The sequence below is a fragment of the Streptomyces sp. 3N207 genome (genome assembly GCF_052246355.1).
In the GTDB taxonomy this organism is placed as follows: Bacteria; Actinomycetota; Actinomycetes; order Streptomycetales; family Streptomycetaceae; genus Streptomyces.
The window spans coordinates 46,905-63,085 of the sequence record NZ_JBQQBV010000005.1 but is presented as its reverse complement, the minus strand read 5'-3'; the positions used below and the strand labels follow the sequence as shown (position 1 = coordinate 63,085).

Genomic DNA, 16,181 nt, shown 5'->3' with positions numbered 1-16,181 from the left:
CGCTAGCGGTTGAGCTCCTTACGGCTGACTCTGCGCAGCCTCCGGCGCTGTGAAGGGTCCAGCACCAGATACGCGATCGTCGGCACGCCTACGATCACCAGCAGCGCGATCCAGAACGACGTCAGCCACCACAGCAGCAGCCCTACCGCCACCCCACCGACAGCGATCTTTGCTCGGTTGGTCATCTCGGTACCTCCTCCGCACCGGCGGGGCACCCGCTGCTGCCCAGTCCGGTGGCTCCGCCTCTCACTCCATTGAACGCCATTCGGACGCGGCAGGTTCCCTTCGCGCCATGGCAGGCGGATTTACGGCCTGGGCAGAGGCGTCGCACCTTGGCCCGGCGTGATGTACCCTCGACCGCTCCGTCCGCTAGTCAAATTTGAGGAATGCATCAGCACTGTGGCAGAGACCCTGGCAAGCACTTCCTGGATGTCCCAGCTCACCCAATGCGTGACCCTCTTCCTGCCGGCAGACCCGCCGCGCCGCTCCCGGGTCGTCTTCCGGCATCCAGAGGGAGCCGTCCCGCACACCCACAGCCCCTCCCCCGCCGAAACCGTCGAGCTGGCCGTCGTCGTCCCGGCTGAGGACGGTGCGGAGACGCGCACCGTGCCCACGGTCACGCTTCCGGTAACCGAAGCCCTTCCGGTGCTCACGCGGGCGTACGCCACACGTGAGGAGAGCGGCACTGAACCGACTGCGGCCTTCTGGGGTGCCGCCACGCTGTTCGCCCTGCGGCTGGCCGCGCAGGGGCGGTTGCTGCCGGGGTTGAGCCCGGCCGGCTACGACGCATGGCGGATGGGTCCGCTCACCGGCGACGACATCGCCATGGTGGCCGAACTGGCCGCCGCGATGCCCCCGGACGCCCACGCCGTGCCGCTGCCCGGAGCCGACCCGATCCGGATGCCGGAGCCCAGCCCTCTGTTGAAAGCCTTCCTGGACGCCGTCGCCGACAGCCTCCCTCGTACTCCAGCTGCCCAGCTGGCGGCGGGAGGGCCCGCCTTCACCGGGGACGAACCGCTCGCCGTACCAGAACTGCGGGAGTGGGCCGCCGACATCGCGGCAGGCATCGATGCGGGAATCCGGCTGTCACTGCGGATCGAGATCGACGGTCTGCCGACCTCCCGTGACGACAGCGAGCACGCGCCGAGCGAACAGAACGCAGAGCCAGGCCCCAGGTTCCGAGGCGTGCTCCAGCTGCACGCGCCGAGCGACAGCACACTGATCGCCGATGCGGCGGAGGTGTGGGCGGGCACCTCACCCCTCGCCGAGCGGTTCGGCCCGCGGGCGCGTACCGACGCGCTGCTCGCGCTTCGCCGGGCGGCAGCGGCCTGGGGCGCGCTCACCCCGCTGCTCACGGCGGCGGTGCCGGACGCCGTCGAGCTGGCCGACGAGGAGATCGCCGAGCTGCTGGGGGCTTCCGTCCCGCGTGCCCTGGCTGCAGCCGGTGTCCAGGTGCACTGGCCGCGTGAGTTCGCTCGTTCGCTCACTTCTCGCGCGGTGATCGGCCCAGGTGACGACGAGGGTCGGCCTGACGGGAGCAGGCAGGACCGGAACGGTCCGGGGCTGCCCTCGCTGCTCTCTCCGGACGCACTGCTGCGCTTCGACTGGCGCTTTGCCGTGGGCGACCAGGAGGTTACCCGCGCCGAGCTCGACCAGCTGGCCGAATCCGGACGTCCACTGGTGCGGCTGCGCGACCAGTGGGTGCTCGTCGACCCGCAGGAGATACGTGCCGCACGTCAGCGCGAGGACCACAAGGTCGGCACTCTCGAGGCACTGGACGCCGTGCTCACCGGCGCCGCCGAGCGGGACGGCGAACGCGTCGAGGTCGAGGCCACCGGGTGGCTGGAAGCGCTCCGGGAACGGCTGTCCGACCCCGAGCGCCGTGAGGAGCCTCCGCTGCCTCCGCCCGCCGAGCTGAGGGCAACGCTGCGCGACTACCAGTTGCGCGGTCTGGACTGGCTGCACCGGATGACCTCGCTGGGTCTCGGGGGCTGCCTCGCCGACGACATGGGCCTGGGCAAGACGATCACCCTGATCGCTCTCCATCTGCGCCGACAGCACACAGTGGCCACTGCGGGGCCGACCCTGGTGGTGTGCCCCGCCTCCTTGATGGGCAACTGGCAGCGGGAGATCGAACGGTTCGCCCCCGGGACCCCCGTTCGCCGCTTCCACGGTCCGGGCCGCTCGCTGGAAGAACTGCGCGAGGACGAGTTCGTGCTGACCACCTACGGCACGATGCGACTGGACACCGACCGGCTGGCCCCCGGCGACGGCGAAGCGTGGGGCATGGTCGTCGCGGACGAGGCCCAGCACGTCAAGAACCCGTTCGCCGCCACCGCCAAGGCACTGCGCACGCTCCCCGCGCGGGCGCGCGTGGCTCTGACGGGAACCCCGGTGGAGAACAACCTCTCGGAGCTGTGGGCGGTCCTCGACTGGACCACCCCCGGGCTCCTGGGCCGGCTGGGCACGTTCCGCAGGCGCTACGCCGACGCTGCGGAGGGCGGCGATCCCGTGGCAGCCGAGCGGCTGGCCCGGCTCGTACGGCCGTTCCTGCTGCGGCGGCACAAGACGGACCCCGGCATCGCGCCTGAGCTGCCACCGAAGACGGAAACCGACCGAGCGGTCGCCCTGACCACCGAACAGGCGGGGCTGTACGAGGCCGTCGTACGGGAGAGCCTGGCAGCGCTGCACGGAACCGCCGGGTTCGAGCGGCGCGGTCTTGTAGTCAAGCTGCTCACTTCGCTCAAGCAGATCTGCAACCACCCTGCGCAGTACCTCAAGGAGAGCGACGGCCGGTTGCCGGGGCGTTCCGGAAAGCTTGAGCTGCTGGACGAACTGCTCGACACTCTCCTCGCGGAGGAGGCGAGCGTTCTCGTCTTCACGCAGTACGTACAGATGGCGCATCTGCTGGAACGTCATCTGGCTGTCCGTGGTGTGCCGACCCAATGCCTGCACGGCGGTACACCAGTGGCGCGGCGTGAGGAGATGGTGCGCCGCTTCCAGGAGGGTGCCGCGCCGGTGTTTCTGCTCTCCCTCAAGGCGGCCGGAACAGGGCTCAACCTCACCCGGGCGAGCCATGTCATCCACTACGACCGCTGGTGGAACCCCGCGGTCGAGGCCCAGGCGACCGACCGCGCCTACCGCATCGGCCAGACGCAGCCCGTCCAGGTCCACCGGCTCATCACGGAGGGAACGATCGAGGACCGTATCGCCGACATGCTGCGGCGCAAACAGGCGCTTGCGGATGCCGTACTCGGCTCCGGGGAGACCGCACTGACGGAGCTGACGGATGCAGAGCTGGCAGAGCTCGTCGAGCTGCGGAAGGTGGAGCGTTGAGCGAGTACGGCATGACGTACGAGGAGGACGCCGGGATGGACGGGAGCGGCACGACGGAGGGAAGCGGTACGGCGGACGGGAGTGGTGCCGGTGACCGCGAGCGGGTCTTTGCACCGCTGCCCCCCGCCCACGGCCGGAGCTTCGCCCGTACCTGGTGGGGGCAGACGTGGCTGAAGGCGCTGGAGGACACCGCGCTGGACGGCAAACAGCTCCAGCTGGGCCGCCGTTTCGCCCGGCAGGGAGCCGTGGGTGCCGTCTCCGTGCGCCCTGGCCGTATCACCGCTGTGGTGCTCGGATCGGACCGGACGCCGTGCCGGGCCGATGTGCTGCTGCGCGAGCTGGACGAAGACGAGTGGGACCGACTGCTCGAAGTGATCGTCGAGCAGTCCGGCCATATCGCCGCCCTACTGGACCGCGATATGCCGCCCCGGCTGGTGGAGGACGCGGCGGACGTCGGCTTGGAACTGCTGCCGGGCATCGGTGATCTGGACCCCGAGTGTGCCTGTGGAGCCTGGGACCACTGTTCGCACACCGCCGCGCTCAGCTACCAGACGGCGCGACTGCTGGACGAGGATCCGTTCGCACTGCTGCTGATGCGCGGCCGGGGAGAAAGTGAACTGCTGGCTGCACTGCAGGAGCGCAGTGCGGCAAGAGCCGCCGGAAGGGCCCCGGGCTTCGGGCCGGCGGCAGCGGACCGGGAGGAAGAGCCCGAGGGGGTGGACGCGGCGGAGGCGTTCGCTCTGGGGATGCTGCTGCCCCCACTGCCCGAACCGCCCTCCCCCGTGCGTGAGACGGGGCAGATCGTGGCTCTGGAGGGCGGTTCTTCCGGCGCGCCGGGACTGGACGTCGACGCACTCTCCTTCCTCGCCTCGAACGCCGCAGCAACGGCTCGCCGCATGCTCGCCACGGCCGTCTCCCCGGGCCACGGCGCCCGGCCGCTGCCGAGGCCGCTGACGGCCTGGGAGGACGCCGTACGGCTGGCGGCGGCTCGTCCCCGGCGGGCGGTGACCGCCCGGCTCGCGGAGGGGTGCGGGCGTACGGAGAAAGAGCTGGAGGTCGCCGTGCGCGCCTGGGAGTTCGGCGGCGTGGAGGCACTGACCGTCCTGGAGGAGGACTGGTCACCTTCACCTGAGGCACTCCGGCCGGCGGCCGAACAGCTCGATCTCGCCTGGGGCGAGGGAGAGGCCCGTCCGGCGCTGCGTGCCTCGGGCACGCGTTGGACCGCGGTGGGAACGGATGCCCAGCTGCGTTACGGGCCGGACGGCCGGTGGTGGCCCTACCGCAGGCAGCGGCGCTCGTGGTGGCCGGCGGGCGGCCCGGAACGGGACCCGGCGGCTGCGCTGGCGGTCGCGCTGGCCGACGACGAGGAACAGGACGCCGGGGCGGCCTGAGCGCGCCTGTGCCGCCGCCCTTGCGAGCAGGGCGGCGGCACAGGCGGGGGGGTGTTCCGTCAGGCGAGGCCGTCCAGGACCGGGAGATAGCCGCCGGACTGTCCAGCGGCGGTGGGGTGGTAGGACTCGTCCACCGGGAGGGTGACGCTGTGCAGCCACTCGTCGCCCGAGCAGATCTCATGTCCCGAGAACGTGGGGCGTACGTCGCCGAAGCTGAAGCCGTGGTCCGCTGCGCGCTTGGCGGTGACATCGTTCAGATCGTCGGAGGCCGCGTTGATGGCCTCGCGGGACTTCTCGCTGATTCCCACGGCGCAGTCGCCGCCGAGCTTGTAGATGTGGGGGTAGCCCAGCACGACGACCTTTGCGGAGGGCGCCTTCTCGGTGATGGCGTTGTAGACGCCGTCGAGCTTGCCGGGCAGCGTGTTGTTGATGTAGTCGCGGGCTTCCTGGATGCGCGTCATGCAGGCGCTTTCGCCCTGGGTCACGCAGGTGGTCATGGCGTCGGCGAACCCGGCGTCGTTCCCGCCGACGCTGATGCTCACCAGGCCCGTGGAGGAGCTGAGCGGGCCGAGTTGGCCTGCGAGCACGTCGTCGGTGCGCGCGCCGGAGCAGGCTGTGAAGTCGAACGATGAGGGGGAGTTGGCGGCGCTCCAGAGCTTCGGGTATGCGTTGGCGCTCCGCTTGCAGTCGCCTCCCTCGTAGTCGCCGGCGCCCACTCCGGAGGAGTAGGAGTCGCCGAGGGCTACATAGCCGGTGGCGGCGGCCTCTTCGGCGGACGCGGTTGCGGCGCCGGTGAGGGAGGAGAGTCCGAGGAAGACGACGACGGCGGTGGCCGTGGACGCCCATCTGCGCTGCTTCATGGGGCCTCTCATGGATAGGCACGGAAGGAACAGCTGTCACATCGATCGCGGCGGATTTACCCCGCCTACGATGCGTCCATGCCAATCACGGAGTTCCAACTACGCGCGGAGACCGTCGTGTTGTGGTGTTGCGGGAGCGCGCGTGTGGATCCGTCACGCAAGTGGTTTGGAGAGCTTCTTCCCCTTGCCCGCCGTCAGGCTGCAGATGACGTAGCTGAATCCCGTGCCGGAGTTCTTCGACTTCGGATACGAGATGAGCGTTCCGCCCACCGTGCCAGGCGGCTGCTTGGCCGCTTTGTTCCGCAGCGTGGTGCGGCACATCGAGTCCGCCTCGCGCCGCACGGCGTCATCGGTGCTGTAACTGCCGGTGAGCTTCTTCCGGCTGACGACCTCCGCGTCGTGCGACGTGTCGCAGTCGCGGGTCACCACGGAACCCTCGCGCTCCTTGGACCGGTTGTAGCAGTCCCCCTCGTGCAGCAGGAAGGCAGGCAACGGCACGTCACTGGAGTCGTTGTCAGGGCTCGCGGAGGGCAGCTCGCCGTCCTCGCCCGGCGTCGGGAAATCGGTCGCCTCGCCGTCCTCTGAAGGTGTTTCGGTCGGCTCGCCGGGCTCGTCGGAGGGCGAGGGCGACGCTGTCGCGGGTGGCTTCCTGTCGGCGGAGTCACCCGTGCCCGAGTCGCCTCGGGTCAAGTAGAGGACGGAGGCGGTGATGAGTGCGAGGGCGAGGACCGCCGCCGCGACAACGGCGGCCACGGTCTTGCCTCGGTTGCCGCCGGGTGGCGGAGGCGGCCAACTGCCGCCCGGCGCCGGCGAGCCAAAACCACCGGAGCCGGGAGGCCCGAACCCACCGGGCGGCCCCACGGGAGGTGGCGGGGTGCCGGCGGGCGGTTGGTTCGGCGGCGGTGGCATCGTCATGCCCATCACTGTGTCATGTTGCGCTCACCCTACGCATTTGGGTTGCCAAGTACGCATACGAAAGCGCCTGCTGGTGGGAGAGAAACAACAAGAACCAACAGAAACCGAGGAGATGAATGAGCACTCCCCTGTCGGCCGGTCAGCCACGATCCTCCGCTCCGCCACCCGTGCCGTACTACGAGGACGTCTCCCCGGGAACCGGCTGTCTGGCTCCGCGCGCGTGGACGCCGGGCTCGGACGCGCGCTGCCTCACGCTGTCCGGCACCGTGTGGAAGTTCCGCCTCTCCCCTACCGCGGACCGGCACGACGATGCGTTCGCCGACCCGCACTACGACGACACCCAGTGGGCGGAACTGCCCGTTCCCTCCCACTGGGTGCTGCACGGACACGGCGCGCCCGCCTACACGAACGTCCGCTATCCCTTCCCGGTCGATCCGCCCCACGTTCCGGACGAGAACCCGACAGGTGACCACCGGCATGTCTTCGATCTGCCGGACGACTGGCCGCTGCCTTCAGGCGACACAGACACCGCACTGCACGGCTCCCCGGTGGAGGACCCCGGCGAGACACTGCTGCGCTTCGAAGGAGTGGAGTCGTGCGCACGCGTCTGGCTGAACGGTCAGGAGCTCGGAAAGTTCCAGGGCTCCCGGCTGCCGCACGAGTTCGCCGTCGGAGCACTGCTGCGACCGCGCGGCAATGTGCTCGCCGTCCGGGTCCACCAGTGGTCCGCCGCAAGCTATCTGGAGGACCAGGACATGTGGTGGCTGCCGGGCATCTTCCGGGAGGTCACCCTGCTGCTCCGCCCGGTCGGTGCGGTGCGCGACCACACTGTGCACGCCGAATTCGACCACACAACCGGCCGCGGCACGCTGCGCGTCGAAAGCGACCCACCCGGGCGGATCACCGTACCGGAGCTGGGATGGGAACTGAGCACCGGCGAGACGGCGACCGGGCAGGTAGAACCGTGGACTGCGGAGTCGCCTCGGCTCTACGACGCCGAACTTGCGGTCGGAGATGAGCGGATCGCCCTGCGCGTCGGATTCCGCACCGTGGTAGTCGAGAACGGACTGTTCAAAGTCAACGGCCGCAGAGTGCTGCTGCGCGGTGTCAACCGGCACGAGTTCCATCCGGAGACCGGACGCACGGTGGACCACGAGACCATGCGGCGCGACCTGGTGATGATGAAACAGCACAACATCAACGCCGTACGCACCAGCCACTATCCGCCGCATCCCGCCTTCCTCGACCTGTGTGACGAACTGGGCCTGTGGGTGGTGGACGAATGCGACCTGGAGACGCACGGTTTCGTCGAACTCAAGGACGCACGGAACCCCGTGAACGACGAACGATGGACCCCCGCCCTGCTCGACAGAGCGGCCCGCATGGTGGAGCGGGACAAGAACCATCCCTCCGTCGTCATCTGGTCGCTGGGCAACGAGTGCGGAGGCGGTGCCGGACTTTCCGCGATGGCCCGCTGGATCCGGCAACGGGACCCTTCCCGGCCCCTCCACTACGAGGGCGACCACACCTGCCCGGACAGCGACTTCTACTCACGTATGTATCTGCCGCACGCCGGGGTCGAACTGGTGGGGCGGCGGGAGGAGCCCGCGCTGGACGATCCCGCACAGGACGCACGCCGCCGAGCGCTGCCGTTCATCCTGTGCGAGTACGCACACGCCATGGGCAACGGCCCGGGCGGACTGAGCGAGTACCAGCGGCTCTTCGAGACGTATGAGCGCTGCCACGGCGGTTTCGTGTGGGAGTGGATCGACCACGGTCTCGCGCGACGCACCGAGGACGGCCGGACCTGGTTCGCCTACGGGGGCGACTTCGGCGAGGAGGTGCACGACGGCAACTTCGTGTGCGACGGACTGGTCTTCCCCGACCGCACCCCCTCACCCGGTCTTGTCGAGCTCAAGAAAGTGATCGAGCCGGTCCGAATCGGTCCCGGTGCGGCTCCCGGCAGTGTGCTGGTCACCAACGGGCACGACTTTCTCGGTCTGTCCCACCTCGCTCTCGAGTGGTCGTACGAGATCGAGGGCGAGCAGGTGAGCGGCGGCATGTTGCCGCTGCCCGAGGGGCCCGTGCCGCCGGGAAGTTCCGTGGACCTGCCGCTGCCCTCCCCGCCGGAGACGGTGCGGGCCGGAGAGGCATGGTGGACCGTACGCGCGGTCCTGGCCCACCCGACCCCATGGGCCGACCGCGGCCACCCGGTCGCCTGGGGGCAGCTGCGCGCCGCCGAGCGGGAGTACCCGCCGGCCACCACCCTGCCCTCGGTCCCCGCCGCGCCACGCCGCTACGAGGCGCCAGACGGCCCGGAGAAGCGCGACGGCGGTGGTGGGCAGGTCCGGCTGGGACCTGCGGTCTTCGCGGCGGACAGCGGTGCCCTGCTGCAGCTGGGCGGCATCCCTCTCCAGGGACCGAGGCTGGATGTGTGGCGGGCGACCACCGACAACGACGATGGCGCTCCCTTCCAGCCGGACGTACGGAACGGCCCGCTGTGGCGCCGTCACGGACTGCACCGGATGCGGCACCGGACGGACAGCGTGGAGCTGACGCAGGACGCGCTCGTCGTCCGTACCCGGGTGGCCGCTGCTGCTTCCGCGCTGGGCCTGCGCACCGTCTACCGGTGGACGGGGACCATCGACCGGCTGCGGCTGACGGTGACGGTCGAGCCGGAGGGCAACTGGCACTTCCCACTGCCCAGACTGGGAGTGCGGCTGGGGCTACCGGAAAGCTACGGCCATGTGAGGTGGTTCGGCGGCGGTCCGGGCGAGGGCTACCCGGACACCACAGCAGCGGCGCGTACCGGGCTGTGGCGCAGCACCGTGGACGCGCTCCAGACGCCCTATGTGCGCCCTCAGGAGAACGGTGCACGGCCGGACGTCCGCTGGGCCGAGCTGACCCGAGGCCCTGAGGGGCCGGGGCTGCGGGTCGAGGCCGACGGAATGTGCTGGTTCACAGCGCGCCGGTGGACGGCCGAGCAACTGGATGCCGCGGAGCACACCACCGACCTCGTCGCCGGGGAGACGGTGTGGGTCAATCTCGACCATGGGATGCACGGCATCGGCTCACAGTCGTGCGGGCCGGGCGTGCTGCCGCAGCACCAGCTCACCGCGGAGCCGGCCGAGTTCGGGTTCACCTTCCTGGAGGCCGCCTCCGCAAGATGATGGCGGGACGGGTGCAGCAGGCGGGCCGGTGGCTGCCACCGGCCCGCTGCTCACTTCACTCCCACGCCGCCATATCCCATGTGACGCTTGAGGCTCTCGCCCGTGGGCACGGGTCCGTCCGGCCGCCACAGCGGCGGCTGGACCAGGCCGGGCTCGAGGAGTTCGAAGCCTTTGAAGAAGCCGGAGATCTCGTCCCCTGTCCGCCACTGGGCGCTGGAGGTGGATTCCTCGTTGTAGACCTTCTCGACCTTGCCGAAGCCCTCGTTGTCGTTGAAGTCCCGTGTCGCGTGGCTGAGGACCAAGTGGCTGCCTGCGGGCAGCCGCTCGGTGAGCGTGCGCACGATGCCCGCCGCGTCCTCGGCGTCGGTGATGAAGTGCAGCACGGCGAGCAGCATCAGCGCGATCGGCTCGTCGAAGTCGATGAGCTCCTGGGTGACCGGGTGGTCGAGGATCCCCTCAGGATCACGGATATCGGCGAGGACGAAGCCGGCGTTGCCGGAGTTGGTCAGCTTCGCTCCGGCGTAGGCCGCCACGATCGGGTCGTTGTCCACATAGGCGACCCGTACCTCCGGGTCCACCTGCCGGGCCACCTCATGGGTGTTCGGCGAGGTGGGGATGCCGGTGCCGATGTCGATGATCTGGCGGATTCCGCTGTCGACGACTGTCCGCACGGCGCGGTGCATGAAGTCGCGGTTGCTGCGGGCCGTGATGCCCACGTCCGGCAGGGCGGCAAGGACTCTGTCCGCCGCGTCCCTGTCGGCCTCGTAGTTGTCCTTCCCCCCGAGGTAGTGGTCGTACATCCGGGCCGGGTGCGGCCTGGTGGTGTCTATCTGCTCCGGGCTGAAACCAGCCTCCGACACGTGCTCTCTCCAACTCGTCGGTCTGTCCGGACCGGGCCTGCGTGATCCGGTGCTGTGTTCAGGCGACCAGGAAGTCGGCTTCCCCCGCCTTGGCCGCCTGGATGAAAACCGAGATGTCACTCCGGCTGCAGATGAGCGCCGGGCCGTCGGGATCGGTGGACTGGCGCAGTGCGACGCGGCCGTCGGCGAGCTTGAGCGCCTCGACGCAGCTGCCGCCGTTGCCTCCGCTCCAGGGCTTGCGCCAGCCCTCGCTGCCCAGGTGTGCAGCGGGCATCCCGTTGTAGATACGACCCATGGTTCAGATCTCCTTGCGCAGTGCACTCAGGACCGCCCGGGTCCGCACCAGCGGCACGGCCTGGGCGCTCATCCGGTCCAGTGCCTCGAGGAACACGCTGACGTCGTCGCGCTGGTCGAAGTAGACCGCACCTACAAGGCTCTCGGCGCAGACCATGTCTGGCAGTTCGTCGAGAGGGAACCGGAAGAGGTGGAAGGGGCCGTACATGGCCGGATGCGGACCTGCGCTGAACGGCATGATCTGGAGCGCCACGTTCGGCCGCTCGGTGACCTGGATGAGGTGGTCGATCTGCTCGCGCATCACCTCTGGAGAGCCCAGTGGGCGCCGCAGGACCGTCTCGTCGATGACGGCCCACAGCAGCGGAGGGTTCGTCTCCCGGGTGAGCACCGTCTGACGCTCCATACGCAGCGCCACGCCCCGCTTGATTTCTGCCTCGGGCGCGTGCGGCATGCCTGCGCGCAGCACCGCCCTCGCATAGCTCTCGGTCTGGAGCAGGCCCGGCACATAGTGCGGCTCGTAGGCGCGGATGACCTCGGACTCGCTCTCCAGGCTCACGAAGACGCTGAACCACTCGGGCAGCACGTCGCGGTACCGGTGCCACCAGCCGGGCTGGTTCGCTTCCCGGGCGAGCGAGACAAAACCGTCGATCTCGTCCGGATCGGTCACCCCATAGGTGCGCAGCAATTTCTCGACATAGGGGACCTTGAGCCCGACCTCGGCCTTCTCCATCCGGCGGATGGTGGCGTGAGTGACGTCGAGAGCTCTGGCCGCCTGCTCGAAGGTCACTCCCGCACTCTCACGCAGGTGCTGAAGCCTCTTGCCCAGCACCACGCGCAGCACGGTGGGCGCCGCACCGCCCGTCCGTGAGTCCGCCACAGCCGCTCCCCTCCAACTGACTTCGTTACGAAGAAGTTTGGCATGTGCCAGCGCTCATGCACACCCTGTCAAACGCAGTTCTGCAATTTACAGATTGATCCTTGCCATACGCGAGTGACGAACCGCATAGTGGACCTGTGGCTGCCCCCCATGACGCCCTGCCTTTAGAACACCGGCCTGATGGCGCGCCGACGACCCGTCCGCTGCGCGACGCCTTCCATCTGCCGGCCCGCGACACCTCTGTGGCTCTGGCACGCGCGCGCGTGCTGGAGAGACTGCGCGAGTGGTACGTCGACGACGAGTCCAACGCCGACGCCCAGCTACTGATGTCGGAGCTGTTCACCAACGCTGTGCGCCACACGGACAGCGAGAAGGTCAGCTGCGAGCTGTGGGTCATCGGCGTGCGGCTACGGCTGGAGGTGGCGGACGAGGGTGGCGGCAACTCGGTCATGCGCATCGAGGACGCGGACCGGGGCCGGTCCGGCGACGACGAGCGCGAGAACGGGAGGGGCCTGCTGCTGGTCAGCGTCCTCGCCGACGACTGGGGCATACGCAAGGCCCGCACGGGCGGTTCCGAGGGGGTGACGGGGCACGCTGTGTGGGCCGAGCTGGAATGCCACAGAACGCACGGCTGACCCCGGGCTCACTGCTGGCATAGACACACAACTGACATCAAACGCACAGCTGACATCGCCCCGCGCCGATGGCAGGATGCACGGCATTTACCGGCCATGATCGGGCTCCATTGCCGACCTGTCCCCTTGTGGAGGCGCTGTGTCCGCACGATCCGCGCGTAACCGACAGCACCGGATATCCCTGACGGCTGTACTGACGGCCGCGCTTCTGACAGCCGTCACCGCCTGCTCCAGCACAAAGACCTCCGGCAAGGGCGGGGAAGAGGTGCAGCTGGTGAACGCGGGCAAGCTCACCACTTGCACCCACCTTCCGTACGAACCGTTCCAGTTCAAAAAGGGCAAGGAGATCGTCGGGTTCGACGTCGACCTGGTCGATCTGGTCGCCAAGGACCTCAAGGTCGAGCAGAAGATCGTGGACACCCCGTTCGAGGGCATCCAGACCGGCGAGGACCTGAACGCGAGCAAGTGCGATCTGGCCGCGGCCGGCATGACCATCACCCCCGTCCGCGAGAAGAACCTCGATTTCTCCGCCTCCTACTTCGAGGCGACCCAGGCCCTGCTCACCAAGAAGGGCAAGAAGTACGACTCCCTCGAGGACCTCAAGGGCAAGGAACTGGGTGTCCAGCAGTCCACCACGGGCGAGGAGTACGCCAAGAAGCACGCCAAGGGCGTCACCACTCGGCAGTACGAGGACCTCGGCCTGCTGCTGACCGCCGTCAAGACCGGCCAGGTCGACGCGGGCATCAATGACAACGGCGTGCTCTACGACTACGCCAGGAAGAACCCGGACACCAAGGTCACCACGGAGTTCGACACCGGCGAGCAGTACGGGATCGGCGTACGCACCGGGAACGACGCTCTGCGCAAGCAGATCAACAAGACCCTAAAGAAGGCCAAGGCCGACAAGCGCTACGACAAGATCTACAAGAAGTGGTTCGGCACGGAGCCCAAGAAGTGAGCCGCCGCAACCGCACTCGCGCCATCCGCACCGCCCAGTACGGGGTCCTGCTGATCGTCGTTCTGGTCTTCGTGTTCGCTGCCGACTGGGGCGAGCTGCGCCGTGCGTTCTTCGACGTCGAGGTGGCCAAGAAGCAGTTCCCGGACGTCGTGACGACAGCCTTGGTCAACACGGTTGTCTATACGGTGCTCGGTTTCGCTTTCGGACTGGCGCTTGGCCTGCTGCTGGCGCTGATGCGGCTGTCGCAGGTATTGCCGTACCGCTGGCTGGCCGTCGCCTACATCGAGTTCTTCCGGGGCGTGCCGGCCCTGCTGGTATTCATCGCGCTCGGTTTCGGCGTACCGCTGGCCTTCCAGGTGTCCATCAACCAGTACGTGACGGTGATGCTGGCCCTGGGCCTGGTGGGGGCTGCCTATATGGCGGAGACGATCCGTGCGGGCATCCAGGCCGTCCCCAAAGGACAGACGGAAGCGGCACGTTCCCTTGGCATGTCACCGGCCAGGGCGATGGCCTCCATTGTCATCCCGCAGGCGTTCCGCATCGTGCTTCCGCCGCTGGCCAACGAGCTCATCCTGCTCACCAAGGACTCCTCGCTGGTCTATCTGCTCGGGCTGTCGATGGACCAGTACGAGCTGGCCAAGTTCGGCAGGGACGCGCTCAACCAGCACCGCAGCCTCACTCCGATCCTGATCGCGGGGCTGTTCTACCTGGCCATCACGCTGCCACTGGGCCATCTGGTGCGCCGCTTGGAGGCCCGTACGGCAAAGGCGAGGTGACCGGAGTGAGCGAGATGGCCGGCACGAACGAGACAGCCGGAACAGACGGAACGGACAGAACAGCCGGAACGAAAGAAACGGATGGAACAACCGGGGACGGCACGGCGGCCATCGAGGTCGTGGGGCTGCGCAAGTCCTTCGGCGAGCTGGAGGTGCTCCGCGGTATCGACATCACCGTGCGGCGCGGAGAGGTCGTCTGTGTCATCGGTCCGTCCGGTTCGGGCAAATCGACGCTGCTTCGCTGTGTGAACCTGCTGGAGGAACCCACATCCGGCACGGTGCGTGTCGCCGGCTCCGAGGTCACCGACCCGGAAGTGGACATCGACCGGGTCCGGCGCCGTATCGGCATGGTCTTCCAGGCGTTCAACCTCTTCCCCCATCTGACGGTGCTGGGCAATCTGACCATCGCGCAGCGGCGCGTGCTGGGGCGCGGCAAAGCGGAGGCGGCGGAGGTGGCCCGGCGCAATCTGCGCCGCGTGGGGCTGACCGAGAAGGAGGCCAGCTACCCTGCCCAGCTCTCGGGCGGCCAGCAGCAGCGGGTGGCGATCGCCCGCGCACTGTCCATGGGCCCCGATCTGATGCTGTTCGACGAGCCCACCTCGGCGCTGGACCCGGAGCTCGTCGGCGATGTGCTGGCGGTGATGCGCGGACTGGCCGATGAGGGGATGACGATGCTGGTCGTCACCCACGAGATGAGCTTCGCCCGGGAGGTCGCGGACCGGGTGATCTTCATGGACGACGGGCTCGTCGTCGAGGAGGGCCCTCCGGACCAGGTCGTGGGCGATCCGCAGCACGCGCGCACCCGCGCCTTCCTTTCCCGGGTACTCGATCCGGCAGCCGCTGAGGTGCTGGAGGGCGAGCCGCCACAGCCTCGGCCCGGCCGGGACCACGAGGAGGTGCACAAACAGCCTCGGTAACCGCCGCGGGGAACGGCTCCGTCCGCCATGCTGGAGGGAGCAGGCTGTCAGACCCGTGCTCTACATTCACTCTCACCGACGATGAGTGTTTCGCCGGTGCCGTTGGGTGACCGGAGCAGACGAAAGGCAAGGACGATGGCAGACAGCCCCCGCACGGCGGACGCTCCCGTGGACCAGCCTCTCGGCAGCGCCGAGGAGCTCCTGGAGCAGGCGAAGCCATACCGCAACGAATTGCTGGCGCACTGCTACCGAATGCTGGGCTCGGTGCACGACGCCGAGGATCTGGTGCAGGACACGTATCTGCGCGCGTGGCGGGCCGGCGACCGCTTCGAGGGCAGATCCTCGCTGCGTACCTGGCTCTACCGGATCGCCACGAACGCATGTCTGACCGCGATCGAGCAGCGTGGCCGCCGCCCGATGCCCTCCGGTCTCGGCGCGCCGAGCGACGACCCCGAGCGCCCGGTGACCGAGTCCCCGGAGGTCCCCTGGCTGGAGCCGATCCCGGACGCGATGTTCTCGGGATCCTCCGGGCCCACGGACCCGGCCTCGGTGGTGGTGAACCGCTCGTCGATGCGGCTGGCGCTGGTGGCCGCCCTGCAGCATCTGCCGACCCGGCAGCGTGTCGTCCTGCTGCTGCGGGACGTGCTCAAGTGGCGGGCGGCAGAGGTCGCCGAGCTGCTCGGCACCACGACGGCGAGCGTGAACAGCGCCCTGCAACGGGCCCGTGCGCAGCTCGAGCAGGCGGCGCCGGTGGAGGAGGAGCTGACCGAGCCCACCGATCCGGCGGCGCGGGAGCTGCTGGACCGGTACGCGGCGGCGTTCGAGCGCTCCGATGTGACGGCCATCGTGGACCTGTTCAAGGAGGACGCCGTCTGGGAGATGCCTCCTTTCCCGCAGTGGTTCCGCGGCCGGGAGAACATCGTGCGGCTCATAGGGGCCCAGTGCCCCATCGGCCGCGACGAGGGTCTCATGCTGCCGACCTCGGCCAACGGCCAGCCGGCCTTCGGTCTCTACAGCCGGCGGGAGGACGGCGTCTACCGGCCGTTCCATCTGCAGGTCCTGACGCTGCTGGACGGACAGGTCGCCCACGTGGGTGCGTTCTTCGGGGACGACCTGTTCGCGACGTTCGGTCTGCCGGCCCAGGTGAGCGCGGAGGAGGCCGCTGCTCGACGCTGAGCCGCTGCCCGGCGCC

14 protein-coding genes are annotated in these 16,181 nt (G+C 68.9%); 8 read left to right on the top strand and 6 right to left on the bottom strand.

What is annotated here, in order from left to right; genetic code table 11:
• Positions 1-2 precede the first annotated feature (2 nt).
• Positions 3-185, bottom strand: a complete 183-nt coding sequence (locus tag ACTWP9_RS09875) for a hypothetical protein (protein WP_443245657.1) — start codon at positions 183-185, stop codon at positions 3-5.
• Between the two features lie 244 nt (positions 186-429).
• On the opposite strand from ACTWP9_RS09875, the gene ACTWP9_RS09870 reads away from it, so the two are divergent.
• Positions 430-3,336 carry a DEAD/DEAH box helicase gene (locus ACTWP9_RS09870; RefSeq protein WP_443245656.1) on the top strand — a complete coding sequence of 969 codons (2,907 nt, stop codon included), beginning with the start codon at positions 430-432 and terminating at the stop codon, positions 3,334-3,336.
• Positions 3,337-3,371: 35 nt separating this feature from the next.
• Positions 3,372-4,727 (top strand): SWIM zinc finger family protein, encoded by a 1,356-nt coding sequence (locus ACTWP9_RS09865; protein WP_443245944.1) that lies wholly within the window; start codon positions 3,372-3,374, stop codon positions 4,725-4,727.
• A gap of 59 nt (positions 4,728-4,786) precedes the next feature.
• Here the strand turns inward: ACTWP9_RS09865 and ACTWP9_RS09860 are convergent, their stop codons facing one another.
• Together ACTWP9_RS09860 and ACTWP9_RS09855 are read right to left on the bottom strand one after the other, a co-directional pair.
• A complete protein-coding gene (locus tag ACTWP9_RS09860; protein WP_443245655.1) occupies positions 4,787-5,587 on the bottom strand; it encodes an SGNH/GDSL hydrolase family protein in 801 nt (266 codons plus the stop codon).
• Positions 5,588-5,740: 153 nt separating this feature from the next.
• Complete coding sequence (locus ACTWP9_RS09855; protein WP_443245654.1) at positions 5,741-6,340, bottom strand: hypothetical protein; 600 nt, start codon at positions 6,338-6,340, stop codon at positions 5,741-5,743.
• A gap of 278 nt (positions 6,341-6,618) precedes the next feature.
• Between ACTWP9_RS09855 and ACTWP9_RS09850 the strand changes: the two genes are divergently transcribed.
• Positions 6,619-9,672, top strand: coding sequence for a glycoside hydrolase family 2 TIM barrel-domain containing protein (locus tag ACTWP9_RS09850; RefSeq protein WP_443245653.1), 3,054 nt, complete (start codon positions 6,619-6,621; stop codon positions 9,670-9,672).
• 50 nt (positions 9,673-9,722) lie between these two features.
• Here ACTWP9_RS09850 and ACTWP9_RS09845 read toward each other — a convergent pair whose 3' ends face one another.
• Genes ACTWP9_RS09845 through ACTWP9_RS09835 form a run of 3 tightly spaced genes read right to left on the bottom strand, consistent with a single transcriptional unit; the run spans position 9,723 to position 11,703 of the window.
• Positions 9,723-10,532, bottom strand: a complete 810-nt coding sequence (locus tag ACTWP9_RS09845) for an SAM-dependent methyltransferase (RefSeq protein WP_443245652.1) — start codon at positions 10,530-10,532, stop codon at positions 9,723-9,725.
• A gap of 58 nt (positions 10,533-10,590) precedes the next feature.
• Positions 10,591-10,827, bottom strand: coding sequence for a DUF397 domain-containing protein (locus ACTWP9_RS09840; protein ID WP_443245651.1), 237 nt, complete (start codon positions 10,825-10,827; stop codon positions 10,591-10,593).
• A gap of 3 nt (positions 10,828-10,830) precedes the next feature.
• Positions 10,831-11,703: a helix-turn-helix domain-containing protein gene (locus tag ACTWP9_RS09835; RefSeq protein ID WP_443245650.1), complete on the bottom strand. Its 873-nt coding sequence runs from the start codon at positions 11,701-11,703 to the stop codon at positions 10,831-10,833.
• A gap of 137 nt (positions 11,704-11,840) precedes the next feature.
• On the opposite strand from ACTWP9_RS09835, the gene ACTWP9_RS09830 reads away from it, so the two are divergent.
• The 5 genes from ACTWP9_RS09830 (at position 11,841) to ACTWP9_RS09810 (ending at position 16,165) form a co-directional block, all read left to right on the top strand.
• On the top strand, positions 11,841-12,338 hold the full coding sequence (locus ACTWP9_RS09830) for an ATP-binding protein (protein ID WP_443245649.1): 498 nt from the start codon (positions 11,841-11,843) through the stop codon (positions 12,336-12,338).
• Between the two features lie 139 nt (positions 12,339-12,477).
• Complete coding sequence (locus ACTWP9_RS09825) at positions 12,478-13,296, top strand: transporter substrate-binding domain-containing protein (RefSeq protein ID WP_443245648.1); 819 nt, start codon at positions 12,478-12,480, stop codon at positions 13,294-13,296.
• Positions 13,293-14,072, top strand: a complete 780-nt coding sequence (locus ACTWP9_RS09820; RefSeq protein ID WP_443245647.1) for an amino acid ABC transporter permease — start codon at positions 13,293-13,295, stop codon at positions 14,070-14,072. Before ACTWP9_RS09825 ends, ACTWP9_RS09820 begins: the two co-directional genes overlap by 4 nt.
• A gap of 14 nt (positions 14,073-14,086) precedes the next feature.
• Complete coding sequence (locus ACTWP9_RS09815; RefSeq protein ID WP_443245943.1) at positions 14,087-14,989, top strand: amino acid ABC transporter ATP-binding protein; 903 nt, start codon at positions 14,087-14,089, stop codon at positions 14,987-14,989.
• 135 nt (positions 14,990-15,124) lie between these two features.
• Complete coding sequence (locus ACTWP9_RS09810) at positions 15,125-16,165, top strand: sigma-70 family RNA polymerase sigma factor (protein WP_443245646.1); 1,041 nt, start codon at positions 15,125-15,127, stop codon at positions 16,163-16,165.
• The last annotated feature ends 16 nt before the right edge of the window (positions 16,166-16,181 follow it).